Here is a 20593-nt window from a genome sequence, read left to right as displayed (position 1 = left end):
GGCCTCAGGTGCGGGGTACGAGCAGGGTCACGCCCAGCGCCATGCCGAATGCCTCGGCGACGAGGCTGCCGGCGACGAACAGCAGGAACCAGCCTACCGCCCACCCGAGCGGACGGCTGCGGAGCAGGTACAGGGCCAGGCCGAACGGCAGCGCCACCACGACGAGGAAGCGGGTCCACTTGCCCGGGGACGGACGCCCGGCCTGCCGCGCATCCGCCTCGCACCACAAGGCGATGGTGAGGACGAAGAGCGCCATGCCGACGAGGCGGGTGGCGAGGTCGAGGCCCGTGCCCGTGTCCCGGCCGCCCGTCGCGCCGTCCACGAGGCCGGCGCCCAGGGAAATGGCCAGGAAAACAGCGAAGAGCGCGCCGCGCGGGCCGATCCGCCACCGCATCGGTGCCTGAACCGCCGTTTCGGCCATCATTCTTCCTCGGTAGTTCCCGGTACGGATCATGCGAGGCGCGTCTCGGCCTGTCGAGGCGGGCGCCGCGGCGGGGGGACTGTTCCCAGCCGGCGCGGCGCGGGGCTAAGGGAAGCGCCATGACGGACACCCGGGACCGGCAGCTCGCCGCGCAGTACGACCGCTACCCCTACCCCGCCCGCGACCCGGCGGAGGAGGCGAAGCGGCTGATCGTGGGCAGCCCGTCGCACCTGCGGGAGGTCGACCATTGGATCTTCGGGGCGCGCCGCCCGGCCTCGCGGCCGCTGCGGGCGCTGATCGCGGGGGGCGGCAGCGGCGACGGCGCGATCATGCTGGCACAGCAGATGGCGACCGCGGGCCGCCCGGGCGAGGTGGTGTGGCTGGACCGTTCCGCCGCGGCGCGGCAGGTGGCGGAAGCGCGGGCGGCGAAGCGCGGGCTGGGCAACATCCGCTTCCAGGAAGGCTCCATCCTGGACCTGCCGGACCCGGCGCTGGGGCGCTTCGACTACATCGACTGCTGCGGCGTGCTGCACCACCTGCCCGACCCGCTGGCCGGTTTGCGCGGCCTGGCCGGCAGCCTGGCGCCGGGCGGCGGCATCGGGCTGATGGTTTATGCGCCGCACGGGCGCACCGGCGTCTATATGCTGCAGGACGCGCTGCGGCTGCTCGCGCCTCCGGAGGAGGCGCCCGCCGCCCGGGTGGAGGTGGCCAGGCGCGCGCTGCGCCACCTGCCGGAAACGGCTTGGCTGCGCCGCAATCCCTGGATCACCGACCACACCGAGGGCGGCGATGCCGGTCTCTACGACCTCCTGCTGAACCCGCGCGACGTGGCCTTCACCGTGCCGCAGCTGGCGCAGCTGATCGCGGCGGCCGGGCTGCAACTGCGCTGCCTGGTGGAGCCGGTGCGCTACGACCCCGACCGCTACCTGCCCGATCCCCGCCTGCGCGAGCGCACGGCGCGGCTGGACCCGGTGGGCCGCGCCGCCCTGGCCGAGGCGCTGTGCGGCAACATGGGCGTCCACATCGCCTATTGCGTCCGGGCGGAGGACGCGCCCGCCCTGCCCGACTGGAACGACCCTGCTGCCGTGCCGGTGCTGCGCGAGCTGGACGGGCCGGCCCTGGCCAGGGGGCTGCCGGGGGAGGGCACGCTGACCGCGACCTTCGACGGGTTGCGGGTGCAGCTGCCCCTGCCCCGCCTCGCCGCGGCCATCCTGGCGCAGGTGGATGGCCGCCGCAGCCTGGGCGAGATCGCCGAGGCGCTGGTGCGCAACGGCGCCGCGCGCGAGCAGGTCGGGCGCGACATGCTGGCGCTGCGCGATGCCATGGAGCCGATGAACCGGCTGCTGCTGGCCGCGCCGGGCTGAGGCGCCGGGTGGTGGTCCTGGACACGAGCCGCAGCGCGCGGGTTCCTGCCGGAGGATGCCGGGCCGTCGCTGCCGGACGCGCGTTGCCGCCACGGTTTCTTCGACCATTCGGTGCTGATCGCCCTGCACGGGGTGGAGTGGCAGGCGCTGCGCGAGGGCGGGCAGAGCCGGAACGATCCGGCCTTGCATCCACCGCGCGCTGCACCGCATCGTGCGGCCGCGGGACGCGCGGAGGGACAGCATGGACGATCTGGCCGAGGACCTGTCGATCGAGACCCTGGTGCGGGCAGTGTCCGACCAGCTGCTGCGCTCCCAGGCGGCGCGCGAGGCCTCCGGCAAGCCGGCGGTGTTCGAGGTCAGCGAGATGACCCTGGAGGTCAGCTTCGTGGTGCGCAGCTCCAAACAGGCGGGCGGCGGCTTCACCCTGTCGGTGATCAAGGCCGATGGCAGCATGAAGTTCGACAAGGAAACCGTGCAGAAGGTCAGCCTGAAACTGGCCGCGGCCAAGTCGCAGGGGCGGTTCGAGGGTTTCGGGCCGGTGCGGCCGCGCGCCGAGGTGGCGCCGGCCGAGCGGATCGGCGCCGGCGGCCCGCCGGGTGGTTCCCCGGCCGGCACGCTGGGGGGCTCGTCGGGCAGCGGGGACGGCGGGACGGAGCAGGCGGCCGGGACCCCGGCCGGAACGGCGGGCGGCACCGGCTGAGGCGGGTGCCGTGGTGGGCCGCATCGTCGAGGCCGGTCGGCTGGAGCCGGCCAGCCTCTTCGCCCGCTTCGACTTTCCCCGCGCCGCGCTGTTCGAGGCGCATCGGCACTGGCGCCTGGCGCGGCAGCAGGGGCCGGCCGCCAAGCCGCGCGAGGTGGCGACCTATACGCACGAGCTGACCCACTACCTGCAATACACCACCACACCCTACGGCCTGTTCCTGCAATGGTGCCGGGTGCTGCAGAATCGCGCGACCATCAACATGGTGCAGGCCCTGGTGGAGGGCGGCTGCGCGGTGGCGCCGCCGCTGCTCCGGAACCTGCCCCCTATGCCGCCGGAGGTGGCGGAGCAGGTCGAGATCTACCTGGGCACCTGGCTCAACACCGAGACCATGGTGAACAGCCTGAACGGGGACTCCGAGCGGCGCAGCGACCTGATCGCGCATTTCTGCGACGACATGGCGCGGATGGATCAGGGTCTCTTTCCGCTGCGGCCGCCGCTGCAAGGGCTGCACCCCGCCTTTCTGGGCGTGCAGGAGCTGCTGGCCGCCTTCATCGCGCACACCAACGGCACGGCGCACCAGGCGGGCAACCCCTACCCGATCTATCCCGATGGCATCGACCGCGCGGCGCTGGCGCGGGAAGCGGCCACCGAGCTGACGCAGGAGGACCGCAGCATCCTGGGGACGACCGACCTGCTGGACGTGCTGGGCGGCAACGGCAACCCCTTCGGTGTCGCCAGCATCATCGAAGGCGCCGCCACGGCGGCGGAATACTGGGATACCGGCTTGCCCTTCGAGGAGTTCGTGGCCCGGGTGACGGCGGGCGATGCCGCGCTGCAGCTGTACCATGCCCCGCTGTTGCGCGCCCTGGATTCGGTTCGCACGCGGGATCTGGAGGAGTTCCTGCTCAGCTTCGGGGCGATCTGCGAGCTGGCGCTCTTCGCGCCGCTGCTGCCGCAGCACGCGCCGCTGCGGCTGCTCTCGCCGGGGTTCCGGCAGCTGCTGCCGGCGGTGCGCTTCGCCGATATCCTGTCCGTGGCGGGGCGGGTGCGGCCGATGCGGGGTCGGGCCGACCACCTGCGCTACCTGGGGGAACTGTGCGGCGCGCTGGGCTGGGTGCCGCCTTCCGAGCTGGTGCGGCACGACCTGCAGGGGGCGGAGCTGGCGACCGACCCGCTCTGCCATATCTACTGGACGGCGCAGCGCTGGCGGGCGCAGGTGGATTCCACCTGCTTCCTCGGCGTGGACCATTTTCTGTCGGACGCTTCGCCGCTGGGCGATGCGTGGCGCGACAGCTTCGACTTCGTGATCAACGATTTCAGCGACCGCACCACCTTTCACCGCAACAAGGACTTCCTGCGCAGCATGACCACGCGGTCGCTGAACATGCTGGGGATGCAGGCGATCATGCTGGCCGACAGCTTGGTCCTGGCCGCGCCCTATGCCAGCCACGACGGGGACGAGAAGAACTGGATGACGGAATGGCTGCGCGGGCGCTTCACGCAGCTCTTCGGCGGCGATTTCCCGGAGCTGCGCTTCGAGTGAGCGCCGCGACCCGGGCCGGCGGCCCGGGTCGTGCCAGCGGATGCGGCAGGGGCGTCCGGGAAGCACGGGGGGGGCGCCCCGGCGGAGGCCACTCCTGGCAGTGGGGGCCGGGCGGGCCCATTATCGGTCGAACAGCATGTTCCGCGCTCCCGCGACCTCTCCCTCGCCGCCGCCGCCCTCCGCCGCCGCGCCGGCCCGCACGGCGCCGCGCCGTATGGGGCGGGTGCTGCGCTGGTTCCTGCTGGTGGCGGTCTGGGGCTCCATCGCGGCGGCGCTGGGCTTCCTGGCCCTGGTCTGGGACCTGCCGCAGCCCGAGCGCGCCCTGGCCACCACGCGGCGCCCGGCGCTGACGCTGGAAGCCTCGGGCGGGCAGCTGCTGACCACCTCGGGCGACCTGTACGGGGATTCGCTGCACCTGCGCGACCTGCCGCGCACCGTGCCGGCGGCGCTGCTGGCCATCGAGGACCGGCGCTTCATGAGCCATCCCGGGCTGGACCCGATCGGGCTGCTGCGCGCGGCCTGGGCCAACATCTCCGCCGGGCGGGTGGTGCAGGGCGGCTCGACGCTGACGCAGCAGCTGGCCAAGAACCTGTTCCTCAGCCCCGACCGCTCCTTCCGGCGCAAGGCGCAGGAGGTGGTGATGGCGCTATGGCTGGAGCACCGCTTTTCCAAGGCGGAGCTGCTGGAGATCTACCTGAACCGCGTCTACCTCGGCTCCGGCGCCTACGGGGTGGATGCGGCGGCGCGGCTGTATTTCGGCGTTTCCGCCCGGCGGGTGACGCCGTGGCAGGCGGCGATGCTGGCGGGACTGCCCAAGGCGCCGTCGCGGCTGAACCCGCGCGCCAACCCCGAAGGGGCGGCGAACCGGGCGCGCGAGGTGCTGCGCGCCATGGCCGAGACGGGCGCGCTGACGGAAGAACAGGCGCAGGCGGAGGGCGAGCGCATCGCGCTGCCGCCGCGGCCGTCGCGCAATGCCGGCTGGTTCGCCGACTGGGTGCAGGACGAGGTGGCGGAGCGCTTCCCCGATGCCGGCGACCTCGTGCTGCGCACCACGCTGGACCTGCGCACGCAGCAGGTGGCGGAAGCCAAGCTGCGCGCGCTGCTGGAGAACCAGGGGGCGCGGGCCAATGTCGGCGAGGGCGCGGTGGTGGTGCTGGACGCGACCTCGGGCGCGGTGCGGGCGATGGTGGGCGGCGGCGACTACCGCACCAGCCAGTTCAACCGCGCGGTGGATGCGCGCCGGCAGCCCGGTTCCGCCTTCAAGCCCTTCGTGGCGCTGGCGGCGCTGGAAGCGGGGATGGACCTTTCCGACACCGTGTCGGACGCGCCGCTGAGCCTGGGCAGCTGGTCGCCGGGCAACGGCACCTGGCGGACGCGCGGCGCGGTGTCGATCGAGGAGATGCTGGCGGGCAGCGTCAACACCGCCGCCGTGCGCACGCTGCTGCGCGCCGGCGGTCCCGGCCCGGCCACGGCGGTGGCGCAGCGGCTGGGGCTGACCGGGCCCTTTCCCAATGACGCGACGCTGGCGCTGGGCACCGGGCAGGCGACGCTGCTGCAGCTGGCGGCAGCCTATGCCAGCTTCAGCAATGGCGGGCTGCGGGTGGAACCCTTCGGGCTGCTGGCCACGCGGGTGGGCACGGCGACGCGGGTGCTGCCGCAGCCGACGCCGGCGCGGGTGCTGGACCCCGACCACGCCGCGGCGATCCGGCGCGCCCTGACCGCGGTGGTGACGCGCGGCACGGGGCGGGCGGCGGCGGTGGCGGGGCGCGCGGTGGCGGGCAAGACCGGCACGACGCAGGATTTTCGCGACGCGTGGTTCATCGGATTCTCCGGACGCAGCGTTATCGGGGTGTGGCTGGGCAATGACGACGCTTCCCCGATGGAGGAGGTGAGCGGCGGGTCCCTGCCCGCCCGCCTGTTTCACGAGGTCCTGGAAGCCCTGCCGCGATGACCCCGGATACCGAGATCGTCTGGCCCCTGATCGGCCCGGCTCGCCACGCCGCCAACAACATGGCGATGGTGCTGCTGATGAACCTGGAAGCCACCGCCTCCTCCCTGCCGGCGGAAGGGCGGGAAGGCCGGCAGGTCGGGCGGGCGCTGCAGGCCGCGCGCGCCTATGACACCATGGTGCGCGGGCTGCTGGGACTACTGCGGGCGGAGGCGCCGGCGCAGGTCAAGTCCGGGACGCTGGTGGCGGACCTGCTGCCGCTGCTGGCCCTGGCCGCCAACCGCAAGCTGGTGCTGGACGTGGCGGAAAACGCCATCCTGGAGGTGACGCGGCCCCGTTTCGACGCGGCGCTGCTGCGGCTGGCCATGGATGCCGCGGCCCTGCCGATGGGCCAGGGGCTGGCGCTGCACCTGCGCGGGGCGGCGCTGCGGCTGGACTGGCCGCTGGAGCCGGGAACGCGCGACCTGCTGGCGGCGGCGGGCATCCGGGCGGAGCAGGATTCGGGCGGGCTGCTGCTGCACCTGCCGCGGGCGGGCTGAACCGCCCGGCGCCGAGTCACCGCGGCGCCGTTGCGCCGGGGCCGTGCACCCCGGGCTGCGCTGGACTCGGGAGTACCGGCGTTTGTGGCGCCTGCGGCTTCGGGTTGCGCGACGCCCTGGGCGCCGGCTTCGCGACGCCGTCATGCCGTGGCACGCAGCTTGCGAGTACCCATCCATCGCATCCGGGCGGCCCGCCGCCCCGGCTCGCGCGCAGGGCCCGGACGGCTACCCTCGCCTTGATTCATCTGCCGTGAAAGAATGGCAGCGTTGCGGAAGGCGCCGGACTGGTTTCGCGCGCCGAACCGGCTGGCTTCCCCCCGCCCGGCCCATCGGCCTGGTCGGGGTTCCTGGAATGTTGTTGGGAGATCTCGTGCATGCGGCCAATCCGGCTTGCCACCCTCGGCGCACTCGGCGCCCTCGCCCTGGGCACCTGCTTCAGCCACACCGCCGCGGCGCAGCAGCCGGCCGCCCCCAGCGGCCCGACCGCCACGCTGGACGCCATCCGCGCCCGCGGCACGCTGATCTGCGGCGTCAATGCCGGCCTCGCGGGATTCTCGCAGCCGGACAGCCAGGGCAACTGGCGGGGCTTCGACGTGGATTTCTGCCGTGCCGTGTCGGCCGCGATCTTCGGCGACCCCAGCAAGGTGCGCTACGTCCCCACCACGACGCAGAGCCGCTTCACCGCGCTGCAGTCGGGTGAGGTCGACATCCTGTCGCGCAACACGACCTGGAGCATGTCGCGCGACACCAGCCTGGGCCTGGATTTCGAGGGCATCACCTTCTACGACGGCCAGGGCTTCATGGTGAAAACCTCCACGGGGGTGAAGACCGCCAAGGAGCTGGACGGCGCCACCATCTGCGTGCAGCCCGGCACCACCACCGAGCAGAACCTGACGGACTGGGCGCGCTCCAACAACATCCGCTTCACCCCCGTGGTGATCGAGCGGCTGGAGGAGCTGGTGGCCGCCTATGTCGCCGGCCGCTGCGACGCCTTCACCACCGACGTGTCCGGCCTGGCCGGCACGCGCTCGGCCCAGTCCAACCCGGCCGATCACACCATCCTGCCCGACGTGATCTCCAAGGAGCCGCTGGGCCCGTCGATCCGCCACGGCGACCAGCGATTCGGCGACATCGTGCGCTGGGTGCACTTCGCCATGATCACCGCCGAGGAGCTGGGCGTCACCAGCGCCAACGTGGACAGCATGGCCAACGACCCGCGCCCCGACGTGCAGCGCCTGGTGGGCAAGACCGGCGACCTCGGCCAGATGGTGGGGCTGCCCGCGAACTGGGCGGTGAACGTCATCAAGCGGGTCGGCAACTACGGCGAGGTGTTCGACCGCAACCTGACGCCGATCGGCATCCAGCGCGGCCCGAATGCCCTGTGGAACAAGGGCGGGCTGCAATACGCCCCGCCGATGCGCTGACCTGACGGCCGCGGGACGGGGCGCATGCGCCCTGCCCCGCGGCAGCTTTTCCCGACCCCGGCCGGGCGCAGGCCCGGCGGGTTCCAGAACAACGGCCGCGGACGGAACGAGGGCCCCCCAACGATGTCGCAAACCACGGTCGATCCGCGCAGCCTGCGCGCCCCGCCCAGGCGGCCCCTGCGGCTGAGCTGGGCCGACGAGCGCATCCGCGCCATCGTGTGGCAGGTGCTGATCGTCGGCGCCGTGGTGGCGCTGATCTGGTGGCTGGCCCGCAACACCGCCCATAACCTGGCGGTGCGGCGTATCGCCACGGGCTTCAGCTTCCTGCAGCGCGAGGCCGGGCTGCCGATCGGCGAGCACCTGATCGACTACAGCCCCACCAGCACCTACCTGCGGGCGCTGATCGTGGGCGTGCTGAACACCCTCAAGATCGCCGTGGTGGGCGTGCTGCTGGCCACGATCCTGGGCACGCTGATCGGCGTGGCGCGGCTGAGCAAGAACTGGCTGCTGAGCAAGGTCGCGGCCGTCTACGTCGAGGTGATCCGCGACGTGCCGCTGCTGCTGCAGCTGCTGTTCTGGTACACCATCCTGCAGGGCCTGCCCGGGCCGCGGCAGGCGCTGAACCCCGTCGGCAGCGTGTTTCTCAGCAACCGCGGCCTGAAGCTGCCCTGGGTGCAGTGGCAGGATGCGCATACCTGGGCGGTGCTGGCTTTCCTGCTGGGCGGCATCGGCACCTGGTACCTCGCGCGCCGGGCGCGCCGGGCGCAGATGGCGGACGGGCAGCCACGCCGGGTCTGGCCGGCGGCGCTGGGGCTGCTGGTGCTGTTTCCCGTGGCGGTCTGGGCGGCGCTGGGCGCGCCCTGGACGGTGGACGCGCCGGCGCTGCGCGGCTTCAACTTCGTGGGCGGCACCACCATCAGCCCGGAATACTTCGCGCTGCTGGTCGGGCTGGTGACCTACACCGCCGCCTTTATCGCCGAGATCGTGCGCGCCGGCATTCAGTCCGTGTCGCAGGGGCAGTGGGAAGCGGCGCAGGCGCTGGGGCTGCGGCCCGGGCTGGTGCTGCGCCGGATCATCCTGCCGCAGGCGCTGCGGGTGATCATTCCGCCGATGACCTCGCAGTACCTGAACCTGACCAAGAACTCGTCCCTGGCGGTGGCCATCGGCTACCAGGACATCGTCTCGATCGCCAACACGACGCTGAACCAGACCGGCCAGGCGATCGAGGGCATCGCCATCATCATGCTGGTCTACCTGACCATCAGCCTGAGCATCAGCCTGTTCATGAACTGGTACAACACGCGCATCGCGCTGGTTGAGCGCTGAGGGGAGCAGCCATGAGCGACATCACCCTCAACACCGCCGTCGCCTCCTCGCCCGAGGCGGCGCCGCGCACGCCGCCGGCCACGGTGGTCGGGCCGGTGGCCTGGTTCCGGGCCAACCTGTTCTCCTCCTGGTGGAGCACGGCGGTCACGCTGCTGCTGGCCTACCTCGTGGTGCGCTGGGCGATCGGCTTCATCGACTGGGCCTTCGTCAACGCCATCTGGTCGGTGCCCAACAGCCAGACCCAGGCTTGCCGCGCCGCGCACGGCGTCGGCGCCTGCTGGGCGGTGATCACGGAGAAGCACCGCTTCATCCTGTTCGGCACCTATCCCTTCGACGAGCACTGGCGCCCGGCGCTGGTCTGCGTGCTGTTCGTGGCGCTCTACATCGTCTCGGCGATGCGCCGCTTCTGGCGCTGGGAGCTGGCGCTGGTCTGGGTGGCGACGCTGACCGCCATCGGCGTGCTGATGTGGGGCGGCATCTTCGGGCTGAGCTACGTGCCGCAGGAGCGCTGGGGCGGGCTGCCGATCACGCTGATCCTTTCCACCTTCGGCCTCGCCTTCGCGTTTCCGCTGGCGATCCTGGTGGCGCTGGGGCGGCGGTCCTCGATGCCCGCGATCCGGCTGCTCTGCGTCGCCTACGTGGAGCTGATCCGCGGCGTGCCGCTGATCTCGCTGCTGTTCATGGCCTCGGTGATGTTTCCGCTGTTCCTCCCCGAGGGGATGAACGTGGACAAGCTGCTGCGGGCGCAGGTGGCGGTGATCCTGTTCGCCGGCGCCTACCTGGCCGAGGTGGTGCGCGGCGGCCTGCAGGCCCTGAGCAAGGGGCAGTACGAGGCGGCCGACGCGCTGGGTCTCTCGTACTGGCAGAAGACCGGGTTCATCGTGCTGCCGCAGGCGCTGCGGCTGGTGATCCCGCCGCTGGTGAACACCTTTATCGGCTTCTTCAAGGACACCTCGCTGGTGCTGATCATCGGCATCTTCGATCTGCTGACGGCGGGCAAGACGGCGGTGGTGGAACAGGCCTGGCAGGGCTTCGGCGTGGAGGTCTACGTCACCCTGTCGCTGATCTACTTCTGCTTCTGCTTCGCCATGTCGAGGTACAGCCAGAACCTCGAAGCCGAACTCAACCGCCACCGTCGCCGCTGACCGGAGTTTCCGCCATGAGCGCCGTCCTTTCCGACGCGTCCCACGTCGCTTCCGCCGTGCAAGCGGATGCCAAGCCCGCCATCCTGCTGGACCAGGTCAACAAGTGGTACGGCGCGATGCACGTGCTGCGCGACGTCAACCTGTCCGTCGCGCATGGCGAGCGGGTGGTGGTGTGCGGCCCCTCGGGGTCGGGCAAGTCCACCATGATCCGCTGCATCAACCGGCTGGAGCAGCACCAGCAGGGCCGCATCCTGGTGGACGGGATCGAGCTGTCGGACGATGTCCGCGCCCTGGACGCCATCCGCCGCGAGGTCGGCATGGTGTTCCAGAGCTTCAACCTGTTCCCGCACCTGACCATCCTGCAGAACTGCACCCTGGCCCCGATCTGGGTGCGCAAGATGCCCAAGGCGGAGGCCGAGGCGCTGGCCATGGACTACCTGCGCCGGGTGAAGATCCCGGAACAGGCCAACAAGTTCCCCGGCCAGCTGTCGGGCGGGCAGCAGCAGCGCGTGGCGATTGCCCGGGCGCTGTGCATGAAGCCCAAGATCATGCTGTTCGACGAGCCGACCTCGGCGCTCGACCCCGAGATGATCAAGGAGGTGCTGGACACCATGGTGGGGCTGGCGGAGAGCGGCATGACCATGATCTGCGTCACCCACGAGATGGGCTTCGCCCGGCAGGTCGCCGACCGCGTGGTGTTCATGGACCGCGGCGAGATCGTGGAGTCCGGCACGCCCGACACCATGTTCGACAACCCCCGCACCGACCGCCTGCGCGCCTTCCTGTCGCAGATCCTGCGAGGGCACTGACCGCCGCACATCCCGGCAGGGGTGCGGTGCCGGGGGTTTCGGGTGGCGCCGGTTGGTCCCGGATATTCGGGCGTTGGCCAGGGGCGCTGCCCCTGGACCCCAGGGCAAAGGCGAAGCCTTTGTCCCGAGCCGGGGAGTTACGAACTCCCCGGACCCCACGTTGCGTGCCTCCGGCGGGGGCGGGATGGCCGACGGCAGCCAGGATGGACGGCGTTGCCCAACCCGCCCCCGCCGGAGGCACTTATGAGGTCGAGGAGCCTAAGCTCCTCGCGGGGGCTCCAAGGGGGCAGAGCCCCCTTGGCCACGGCCAGAATACCCCAGGACCAGCCGATCCACCCGACACCCCGGACATGGCGCTTCGGCCGGGGCGAACGGGCCCTGGGGTGAGGGCCTTGCGCCGTCGCGGGGGACGGGCCTATGCCTCGCGGCGCAACGGATGATCCGAGAACTGTGACCACTGCTGCCCCGTCCGGCCATGCCGGGCGCCCCCTGAACCTCGCTCTCCTGATCGGGGTTCTCGGTGTCGTCTACGGCGACATCGGCACCAGCCCGCTCTACGCCATGCGGGCCTCGCTGCTGCATTTTGCCGCTGACGGGCTGGAGCGCTGGGAAATCCTGGGCGTGCTCAGCCTGATCGTGTGGTCGCTGATCATCGTGGTCACGGTGAAGTACGTGCTGATCGTGCTGCGGGCGGACAACCGTGGCGAGGGCGGCATCCTGGCGCTGATGGCGCTGGCGCAGCGTGCCGTGCGCACCGAGCGCGCGCGGGGCATCGTGGCACTGATCGGCATCGCCGGCGCCTGCCTGTTCTTCGGCGACGGCGTCATCACGCCCGCCATCTCCGTGCTCTCGGCGGTGGAAGGGCTGAAGCTGATCTCCCCCACCTTCGAGGGGCTGGTGGTGCCCTTGTCGCTGGCGGTGCTGGTGGGTCTGTTCCTGGTGCAGTCGCGCGGCACGCAGCTGGTGGGCGCGGTGTTCGGGCCGATTACCGTGGTGTGGTTCGCGGTGCTGGGCGGGCTCGGACTGGTGGAGATCCTGCGCGAGCCGGAGGTGCTGGAAGCGCTGTCGCCGCACCACGCCGTGCGCTTCTGCATCACCTACAAGCTGGCGGCCTTCGTGGCGCTGGGCTCGGTGGTGCTGGCGATCACGGGGGCGGAGGCGCTGTATGCCGATATGGGACATTTCGGCGCGCGGCCGATCCGGCTGGCCTGGCTGTTCTTCGTGCTGCCGGCGCTGCTGCTGAACTATCTCGGCCAGGGCGCGCTGATGCTGAACGACCCGGCGGCGCTGGAGAATCCCTTCTACCTGCTGGCGCCGGAATGGATGCGGCTGCCGCTGGTGGTGCTGGCCACGCTGGCCACCATCATCGCCAGCCAGGCCATGCTGTCCGGCGCCTTCTCCATCGCGCGGCAATGCGTGCAGATGGGGCTGCTGCCGCGGCTGGTGGTGCGGCACACCTCCGAGACGGAGGAGGGGCAGATCTTCCTGCCGCAGGTGAACCTCGCCCTGCTGGTGGGGGTGGTGATCCTGGTGCTGGCCTTCCGCAATTCGGACAGTCTTGCGGCCGCCTACGGCATCGCGGTGACGGGGACTTTTCTGGCGACCTCCTGCCTGGCGGGGCTGGTGTTCATGCGGCGCTTCAACTGGTCGCTGCCGCTGGTGCTGCTGGTGTTCGTGCCGCTGTTCCTGCTCGACCTCGCCTTCTTCATCTCCAACGTGCTGAAGATCCCCGAAGGCGGCTGGGTGCCGCTGGTGCTGGGGGCCGGGCTGTTCGCGCTGATGGTGACGTGGCGGCGCGGACGGGAGCTGCTGTTCAGCCGCTTCCGCCAGGACAGCCTGCCGCTGGCCTCCTTCCTGGCGCGGCTGCCGCAGTCGCGCACCATCCGGGTGCCGGGGATCGCGGTGTTCATGACGGGGCAGCCGGACTACGTGCCGAATGCGCTGCTGCACAACCTGAAGCACAACAAGGTGCTGCACGAGCGCATCATCTTCGCCACCGTGATCAACGAGGACGTGCCACTGGCCACCGAGCGCCGCACGGTGGAGGTGCTGGCGCCCGGCATCTACCGCGTGGTGCTGCGCTACGGCTTCCAGGAAAGCCCCAACATCCCGCGCGACCTGCAAGCGATGCAGGATGTGGGCATCGGGTTCGAGCCGATGCAGGCCTCCTATTTCCTGGGGCGCGAAACGCTGGTGGCGGCCACCGTGCCCAAGATGTTCACCTGGCAGCAATGGGTCTTCGGGCTGATGAGCCGCAACTCCGTTCCGGCTACGGAGTTCTTCCGCATTCCCAGTGACCGCGTGGTGGAACTCGGCGTTCGGGTGGCAATCTGACGGAGGGAGGTTTCGCTTGGCCTGGGTCACCCTGTCCCCGAGCGGTGGGCCCGGCCTGCCGGAAGGCAGCCCTGAGCACCGCTACGAGATCTGCCTGACGCTGGACCCGCACGGGCAACCCTCGGCCGATGCGTGGCTGGCGGATGGCGAGCCCTGGCCGGCGCGCCGCTACTGGCCCGGCGAGGGGCTGATCGAGGGCGACGTGCAGTACGACCCCGATCTCGGCTGGGCGCTGCGCTTCTTCCAGCGGCCGGACCGGGCGATCGACGCGCCGCTGCACGCGATGATCCGCGGCAACGTGCGCTGGCGCCCGGGCGAGAACGTGACCATCGCCGAGCCGGACGGGCAGGAGAATGCCTGGCGCGTGGTGAACGTGGCCTGAGGGCTGCGTTGCCGCGGGCGGCCGCGCGCCGCCCGTTTCCTGCCCTGCCCGCTTCCACGATGGATGCGCCCCCTCCCTGCGGCTCGGAGGCGCGTCCGCGCATTCCCGCGGCCCGGAGAGAGCGGTTGGTGAGACTGTGCGGCCCAGGAAGGGCGGTTGGCGGGACTGGGTTGCGGCGGGATGGCTGATCCGCCGGGGCGCGCGTCAGGTGGAACGGGGCCCTGAAACGGGAAGCGGGGTGCCCGTTACCGGACACCCCGCGAAACTGGTGGAGCCAATCGGAATCGAACCGACGACCTCCTGAATGCCATTCAGGCGCTCTCCCAACTGAGCTATGGCCCCGTAGAGACGCACCGGCGAACCGGGCGTGGCGGGCGTATAACCGCCCCCACCGAGGGGCGCAAGACCCCGCCCCCCTCTTCCGTGCGGGGCTGGCCGCGACTAGCTTTCGCGCCCTCAGGCTGGGCGGGAAATGGTCTCATGAAGGGCAAGGTTTATCCGGATGCCGCGGCGGCGTTGTCGGGGGTGCTGCGCGACGGGATGCTGATCCATTCCGGCGGCTTCGGCCTGTGCGGCATTCCCACCGCGCTGATCGAGGCGATCCGCGATTCCGGCGTGAAGGACCTCACCGTGGTGTCCAACAACGCGGGCATCGATGATGCCGGGCTGGGGCTGCTGCTGCAGACCCGCCAGATCCGCAAGATGATCTCCTCCTATGTCGGCGAGAACGCGACCTTTGCGCGGCAGTACCTGGCCGGCGAGCTGGAGATCGAGTTCAATCCGCAGGGCACGCTGGCCGAGCGCATCCGCGCCGGCGGCGCCGGCATCCCCGCCTTCTTCACCCGCACCGGCGTCGGCACCGCGGTGGCCGAGGGCAAGGAGACGCGCGAGTTCGACGGCGCCACCTACGTGATGGAGCGCGGCATCTTCGCCGACCTCGCCATCGTGCATGCCTGGAAGGCCGACACGGAGGGGAACCTGGTGTTCCGCAAGACCGCGCGGAACTTCAACCCGATCATGGCCACGGCGGCCAAGGTGACGGTGGTGCAGGTGGAGGAGCTGGTGGAGGCGGGCGAGATCGACGCCGACCAGATCCACACGCCCGGCATCTACGTGAAGCGCATGGTGAAGCTGCCCGTGGGCTTCGAGAAGCGAATCGAGCAGCGCACGCTGCGCCAGCGCGAACCCGCCGCCGCGGCGGGTGCCGCCGGCGGTTCCGAACCGGCCGTGGCCTGAGAGGGGAGCGAGAACATGCCCTGGACCCGTGACCAGATGGCCGCGCGCGCCGCGCGCGAACTGCAGGACGGCTTCTACGTCAACCTCGGGATCGGCATCCCGACGCTGGTGGCCAACCATGTCCCCGCCGGGATGCAGGTGCAGCTGCAGAGCGAAAACGGCATGCTCGGCATCGGTCCCTTCCCCTTCGAGGGCGAGGAGGATGCCGACCTGATCAATGCCGGCAAGCAGACCGTGTCGGTGCTGCCGACCACCTCCTTCTTCGACAGCGCGACCTCCTTCGCGATGATCCGCGGCGGGCATATCGACCTGTCCATCCTGGGCGCGCTGCAGGTGGCGGAGAATGGCGACCTCGCGAACTGGATGATCCCCGGCAAGATGGTGAAGGGGATGGGCGGGGCGATGGACCTGGTGGCCGGCGTGAAGCGCGTGGTGGTGCTGATGGAGCACACGGCCAAGGGCGACGCCCCGAAGCTGCTGCACCGCTGCAACCTGCCGCTGACCGGCGCGGGGGTGGTGGACATGGTGGTGACGGAGCTGGCGGTGTTCAGCATCGACAAGGCCGCCGGGCGCATGACGCTGGTGGAGCTGGCCCCGGGCGTGACGCCCGAGGAGCTGCGCCGCAAGACCGAGGCGAATTACGAGGTGTCGCCGGAACTCGCGGCCGCCTGAACGGCCCCGGGAAGCGTCTCAGCAGGCGTTTCCCGCGCGGCGGGGCGAGGGTGCCGGGGTGGGCGGCCCACCGCGCTCCCTGGGCGGCGGGCGGGGTCCCTGCCCGGCCGTCAGCGCGTCGGGATGGGCGTGAACGGGGCGGTTGGCGGGGCGACCCGCGGCGCCACGGGGGCGGGCACCGCCGGGCTCGGCAAGGCCGCGGCGGGTGCCGGGGAAGCGGGTGCCGGAGCGACGGTCGCGCCGGTGTTCTGGCCGCGCAGGGTTTGCCGGTCCTGTTCCACCTGTTGCCGCAGCTGCTCCAGCTGCCGTTCGCGGTCGGCCAGCCGGCGTTCCAGCCATTGCGTGTTGGCGGCGGGGGCCGCGACGGGCGTGGCGGCCGGGGCGCGGCGCACCGCCCGGCGGGCGGGGGCGCGGCGCGGCGCGGGGATCGGGGCCGCGGTCACGGGCGGTGGCGGCGTCCAGTCCAGGATCGGCACGGGGGCACGGCCAGGGCCGATGGCGGCGCGGCCCGGGGCGGCGGCGACCTCACGCGGCTGGGCGGCGTAGAGGCGGTCGAAGGGCGCCACCGCGCCGGCGATCACGTCCCCCTGGATGCCCACCGAATTGGGCCAGGACTGCGCCCCCGCCGCGGCGGGGAGCAGGAGCAGGGCGCAGGCGCCGAGCAGGGGGATGCGGGGCATCGTGGTTTTCCTCTCCGGCGGGACGGCGTGCAGCGCCGCGTTGTTCCCTACGGGAGGGAACACTACTGCCGCGTGTAGAGCCAGACCAGCATGCCGGCGCCGACCACGATCCGGTACCAGCCGAAGGGTGCGAAGCCGATGCGGTTGATCACCCGCAGCATGGTGCGCACCACGATCAGCGCCACCACGAAGGCCGTGACGAAGCCGACCCCGATCTGGCCGAGATCGGCGACGTGCAGCGCGTCGCGCGCCTTGTACAGGCTGTAGGCGGTGGCGGCGGCCATGGTGGGGATGGCCAGCAGGAAGGAGAACTCGGCGGCGGCGCGCCGTTCCACCCCCAGCAGCAGGGCGGCGATGATGGTGGCCCCCGAGCGGCTGGTGCCGGGGATCATGGCCAGCACCTGGCCGAAGCCCACCAGCACGGCGGCCAGGGGGCCGACCTCGGCGATGGAGCCGATGGTGGGGGTGGGGCGCAGGCGCTCGATCAGGATCAGGGCGATGCCGCCCAGGATCAGGGCCCAGCAGACCACGGTGGGGTTGAACAGCAGCTGGGTCACGGTGCTGTGCAGCGTGGCGCCGATCACCAGCGCCGGCAGGAAGGCCAGCAGCAGGTTCATCGCCACGAAGCGCTCCACGGTGTTGGGCCGCCACATGCCGGTGAGGATGGCCACGAGGTCGTGCCGGTAGGCCCAGGTCACGGCCAGGATGGCGCCGAGCTGGATGCCGATCTCGAAGGTCTTTTCCGGCGGGCCCTGGAAGCCGATGGCCTCGCCCAGCAGGATCAGGTGGCCGGTGGAGGAAACCGGCAGGAACTCGGTCAGCCCTTCCAGGATGCCCATCAGCAAGGCGGGGAGGAGGGCGGCAATGTCCATGATGTCCGGTGTTCCCTGCGGAGCGCGGGGCGGCCCCTATCACGCGCCGCGACGGGCGACGAGGGCCGCGGTCGGGTGGCGGGATGGGCGCGGCGGCGAGCCGGGCCGGGGTGGCGAAACCGCGCGGTTGCGGCGCGTCAGGAGGTCGCAACGTCCGGGCGCGGACGGGCGGGCGACGCGCCCCGGGCCGGGAAGAGCCCAGGGCGCGCGGCGGTTCAGCGGACGGTCTGGCCCGCGGTGAAGGCGAAGTTGTCGAAGGAGTTCTCGGCGACGCGGAACCACTGATACTCCTCGTCGCGGTACTTCATGTAGGATTCCAGGATCTTCTTGAAGCGCGGGTTCTTGGCCGCAGCTTCCTCGTTCACCTGGCCCGCCGCGCGCCAGGCGGCCTCCATGATCGGGCGCGACCAGGGGCGCAGCTGCGCGCCGCCGGCGATCAGGCGGCGCAGCGCCTGCGGGTTGTTGTGGTCGTAGCGCGCGGTCATGTCCTGGTCGGCCTCGGCGCAGGCGACCTGGAAGGCGTGCTTGTAGGTGTCGGGCAGCGCCGCCCAGGAGCGGGTGTTGACCATGGCGTGCAGCCGCGCGCCGGGCTCCCAGAAGCCGGGGAAGTAGTAGTAGGGGGCGACGCGGAACAGGCCGAGCTTCTCGTCGTCGTAGGGGCCGACGAACTCCACCGCGTCCAGCGTGCCGCGTTCCAGCGAGGGGTAGATGTCGGAGGCCGCGACCTGCGTCGGCACGGCGCCCATCTTGGCGAAGACCTCGCCCGCGAAGCCGGCGATGCGGAACTTCAGGCCGCGCACTTCCTCGACCGTGCGGATTTCCTTGCGGAACCAGCCGCCCATCTGGGCGCCGGTGTCGCCGGCGGTGAAGCCCACGATGTTGTAGTCGCCGAACAGCTCGTTCGCGAGCTCGTTGCCACCGCCGTAGCGGAACCAGGCGCTCATCTGCCGGGCGTTCAGGCCGAAGGGAAAGGCGGTGAAGAAGGCGAAGGAGGGGTCCTTGCCGGTGAAGTAGTAGGAGGCGGTGTGGCAGGCCTCCACCGTGCCCGCCTGCACGGCGTCCAGCACCTGCAGGGCGGGGACGATCTCGCCGGCGCCGAAGACGCGGATCTGGAAGCGGTTGTCGGTCAGCTGCGCCACGCGGGCGGCGATGCGCTCGGGCGTGGAGTAGAGGATGTCGAGGTTCTTCGGGAAGGAGGACGGCATCCGCCAGCGGACTTCCGGGCTGGTCTGGGCGATGGCGGGGGTGGCCAGGTTTGCGAGGGCGACGGGCGCGGCGGCGGCCGTGGCGCCGAGCATGGCGCGGCGGTTCATGGGCGGTTTCCTCTCAGGAACGTGCGGTTGGGCGCATTCAGTACGCGATGCGCCCGGGGGTGCAAGACGGGGTGCAGGCCGGGGCGTGATGCCGGGCACCGGACGGGCTGCCCGACGCGGCTCGGGAGGAGGCGCCGGATAGGGCCCAGGTCAGTCCGTGCCGGCGGTGCCGCCCTGTTCCAGGCGGTAGGCATGGGCGGGATAGGTGCCGAGCACGCGCATCTCGCGCGAGAAGAAGCGCAGTTCCTCGAAGGCGCGGGCCAGGGCGGGGCTGTTGGCGCGGCCGTCCACGTCGCAGAGGAACTGCACGGCCTCGAAATGCCCGTCCATCATGTAGGATTCGAGCTTGGTCATGTTCACGCCGTTGGTGGCGAAGCCGCCCAGCGCCTTGTACAGCGCTGCCGGCACGGAGCGGGTGCGGAACACGAAGGTGGTGACGCAGTCCGCCACCGATGCCGGCGGGTCGGCCGGTTCGCGCGACATGACGTAGAAGCGGGTGGTGTTGTGCGCCTCGTCCTCGACGTTGCGGCGCAGGATTTCCAGCCCGTAGATCTCGGCGGCGAGGGAGGAGGCCACGGCGGCGTCCTCCACCCCGCCGCGGGCGGCGATGAGTTCGGCGGAGCCGGCGGTGTCGGCCTCGATCACCGGGGTCAGGCCGGTGTCGCGGATCAGGTTCAGCACCTGGCCCAGCGCCACGGGGTGGCTGTGCAGGCGCCGCAGCGTCCGCATGCTGGCGCCCGGGGGCGCGAGCAGGCAGTGCTCCACCCGCTCGAAATGCTCGCCCACGACGTGCAGGCCGGAACCGGGCAGCAGGCGGTGAATGTCAGGGACGCGGCCGGCGAGGCTGTTCTCGCAGGGCAGCATGGCGAGGTCGGCGCGGCCCTCGCGCACCGCCACGATGGCGGCCTCGAAGGAGGGCGAGGGCAGCGTGGTCCAGCCGGGATAGGCGGCGCGGCAGGCCAGGTCAGAATAGGCGCCGGGCATGCCCTGGAAGGCGATGGTGTTGCTCACGCCGCCGTCCCCTGCCCCGCCATCGCGGCGCTGGCGCCTTCGAGGGCAGCGCGGGCGCGTTCGAGGTCGGCGGGGGTGTCCACCCCGAAGGGGGCGTGGTCCACCCGTGCCACGGCGATGCGCATTCCGGCCTCCAGGGCTCGCAGTTGTTCCAGTTTCTCGCGCTCTTCCAGCGGGCTGGCTGGCAGGGCGACGAAGCGTTCCAGGGCGGCGCGGCGATAGGCGTAGACGCCGATGTGGTGCCAGAGCGGCCCTTCCCCCGAGGGGATGGCGGCGCGGGAGAAGTAGAGGGCCGGCGCCACCTCGACGCCTTCGGGAAAGGCGCAGGCGCATTTCACCACGCTGGGCGCGGCGGCCTCCTCCGCGGAGGTGATCGGGGCGACCAGGGTGGCGATCTCCACCGAAGGGTCGGCCAGGGGGGCCAGCACGGCGCGCAACAGGGCCGGCGGGATGGTGGGCAGGTCGCCCTGCAGGTTCACGATCACGTCGTGTTCGCCGCCCGGGTCGAGCGCCAGCAGAGCGCGGTGGATGCGGTCGGTGCCGCTGGGCAGGTCCTCGGGCACGGGGATCGCGGTGCCGCCGTCGGCGCGCACGGCTTGCGTGATGGCGTCGTCGCCACTGGCCACCGCGGCGGGACCGATGGCGGCCTCCCGCGCGCGGTCCAGCACGTGCAGGATCATCGGCCGCCCGGCAATGGGGGCGAGCGGCTTGCCCGGCAGCCGGGTGGAGGCCAGCCGGCAGGGGATCAGGATCAGGGGGCGCACGGGTTGTGGGACCGCCGTCGTGTGACTATGGTCCGGCCGCTTCTAGTGGAGGCCGCGGAGGCGCGCAAACCGCGGCTGCCGCGTGCGTTTCCAGGTCACGTCGATCG

19 protein-coding genes and 1 tRNA gene are annotated in these 20593 nt (G+C 71.5%); 13 read left to right on the top strand and 7 right to left on the bottom strand.

The window, feature by feature from the left end; genetic code table 11:
* Positions 1-4 precede the first annotated feature (4 nt).
* On the bottom strand, positions 5-424 hold the full coding sequence (locus ACLIBK_RS08495) for a hypothetical protein (RefSeq protein WP_415386813.1): 420 nt from the start codon (positions 422-424) through the stop codon (positions 5-7).
* Between the two features lie 116 nt (positions 425-540).
* Here ACLIBK_RS08495 and ACLIBK_RS08490 point away from each other — a divergent pair, with 116 nt between their 5' ends.
* From ACLIBK_RS08490 to ACLIBK_RS08440, 11 genes are all read left to right on the top strand, one after another.
* On the top strand, positions 541-1785 hold the full coding sequence (locus ACLIBK_RS08490) for a class I SAM-dependent methyltransferase (protein ID WP_415386812.1): 1245 nt from the start codon (positions 541-543) through the stop codon (positions 1783-1785).
* A gap of 241 nt (positions 1786-2026) precedes the next feature.
* Positions 2027-2485: a trypco2 family protein gene (locus ACLIBK_RS08485; protein WP_415386811.1), complete on the top strand. Its 459-nt coding sequence runs from the start codon at positions 2027-2029 to the stop codon at positions 2483-2485.
* Positions 2486-2495: 10 nt separating this feature from the next.
* Positions 2496-4031 carry a hypothetical protein gene (locus ACLIBK_RS08480; protein WP_415386810.1) on the top strand — a complete coding sequence of 512 codons (1536 nt, stop codon included), beginning with the start codon at positions 2496-2498 and terminating at the stop codon, positions 4029-4031.
* Between the two features lie 136 nt (positions 4032-4167).
* Entirely contained in the window at positions 4168-5982 is a 1815-nt protein-coding gene (locus tag ACLIBK_RS08475; protein WP_415386809.1) for a transglycosylase domain-containing protein, read from the top strand.
* Complete coding sequence (locus ACLIBK_RS08470) at positions 5979-6518, top strand: hypothetical protein (protein ID WP_415386808.1); 540 nt, start codon at positions 5979-5981, stop codon at positions 6516-6518. Before ACLIBK_RS08475 ends, ACLIBK_RS08470 begins: the two co-directional genes overlap by 4 nt.
* A 374-nt stretch (positions 6519-6892) precedes the next feature.
* Positions 6893-7942, top strand: a complete 1050-nt coding sequence (locus ACLIBK_RS08465) for an amino acid ABC transporter substrate-binding protein (RefSeq protein ID WP_415386807.1) — start codon at positions 6893-6895, stop codon at positions 7940-7942.
* 123 nt (positions 7943-8065) lie between these two features.
* Positions 8066-9268 (top strand): amino acid ABC transporter permease, encoded by a 1203-nt coding sequence (locus ACLIBK_RS08460; protein ID WP_415386806.1) that lies wholly within the window; start codon positions 8066-8068, stop codon positions 9266-9268.
* 11 nt (positions 9269-9279) lie between these two features.
* On the top strand, positions 9280-10413 hold the full coding sequence (locus tag ACLIBK_RS08455; protein ID WP_415386805.1) for an amino acid ABC transporter permease: 1134 nt from the start codon (positions 9280-9282) through the stop codon (positions 10411-10413).
* A gap of 14 nt (positions 10414-10427) precedes the next feature.
* On the top strand, positions 10428-11222 hold the full coding sequence (locus ACLIBK_RS08450; RefSeq protein ID WP_415386804.1) for an amino acid ABC transporter ATP-binding protein: 795 nt from the start codon (positions 10428-10430) through the stop codon (positions 11220-11222).
* 417 nt (positions 11223-11639) lie between these two features.
* Positions 11640-13556 (top strand): potassium transporter Kup, encoded by a 1917-nt coding sequence (locus tag ACLIBK_RS08445; RefSeq protein WP_415386803.1) that lies wholly within the window; start codon positions 11640-11642, stop codon positions 13554-13556.
* Positions 13557-13572: 16 nt separating this feature from the next.
* The gene (locus ACLIBK_RS08440; protein ID WP_415386802.1) at positions 13573-13938 is read left to right on the top strand and encodes a hypothetical protein; all 366 of its coding nucleotides are present in this window, start codon (positions 13573-13575) and stop codon (positions 13936-13938) included.
* Between the two features lie 266 nt (positions 13939-14204).
* Here ACLIBK_RS08440 and ACLIBK_RS08435 read toward each other — a convergent pair.
* Positions 14205-14280, bottom strand: a tRNA-Ala gene (locus tag ACLIBK_RS08435).
* A 138-nt stretch (positions 14281-14418) separates the two neighbouring features.
* Here ACLIBK_RS08435 and ACLIBK_RS08430 point away from each other — a divergent pair.
* Complete coding sequence (locus ACLIBK_RS08430; RefSeq protein ID WP_415386801.1) at positions 14419-15174, top strand: CoA transferase subunit A; 756 nt, start codon at positions 14419-14421, stop codon at positions 15172-15174.
* Positions 15175-15189: 15 nt separating this feature from the next.
* Positions 15190-15846, top strand: a complete 657-nt coding sequence (locus tag ACLIBK_RS08425; RefSeq protein WP_415386800.1) for a CoA transferase subunit B — start codon at positions 15190-15192, stop codon at positions 15844-15846.
* Positions 15847-15956: 110 nt separating this feature from the next.
* Here ACLIBK_RS08425 and ACLIBK_RS08420 read toward each other — a convergent pair whose 3' ends face one another.
* The 5 genes from ACLIBK_RS08420 to ACLIBK_RS08400 form a co-directional block, all read right to left on the bottom strand.
* Positions 15957-16526, bottom strand: coding sequence for a hypothetical protein (locus tag ACLIBK_RS08420; RefSeq protein WP_415386799.1), 570 nt, complete (start codon positions 16524-16526; stop codon positions 15957-15959).
* A gap of 62 nt (positions 16527-16588) precedes the next feature.
* Positions 16589-17398, bottom strand: a complete 810-nt coding sequence (locus ACLIBK_RS08415; protein WP_415386798.1) for an undecaprenyl-diphosphate phosphatase — start codon at positions 17396-17398, stop codon at positions 16589-16591.
* 215 nt (positions 17399-17613) lie between these two features.
* Entirely contained in the window at positions 17614-18711 is a 1098-nt protein-coding gene (locus ACLIBK_RS08410; RefSeq protein ID WP_415386797.1) for a TRAP transporter substrate-binding protein, read from the bottom strand.
* Positions 18712-18861: 150 nt separating this feature from the next.
* Positions 18862-19722, bottom strand: coding sequence for a prephenate dehydratase (locus ACLIBK_RS08405; RefSeq protein ID WP_415386796.1), 861 nt, complete (start codon positions 19720-19722; stop codon positions 18862-18864).
* Positions 19719-20486: a 3-deoxy-manno-octulosonate cytidylyltransferase gene (locus tag ACLIBK_RS08400; RefSeq protein ID WP_415386795.1), complete on the bottom strand. Its 768-nt coding sequence runs from the start codon at positions 20484-20486 to the stop codon at positions 19719-19721. Before ACLIBK_RS08400 ends, ACLIBK_RS08405 begins: the two co-directional genes overlap by 4 nt.
* Positions 20487-20593 lie beyond the last annotated feature (107 nt).

The organism is Roseomonas sp. BN140053 (assembly GCF_047690175.1).
Lineage (GTDB): Bacteria > Pseudomonadota > Alphaproteobacteria > Acetobacterales > Acetobacteraceae > Roseomonas.
The sequence above is the reverse complement of the archived record's forward strand: the minus strand, read 5'-3'. Positions and strand labels throughout refer to the sequence as shown.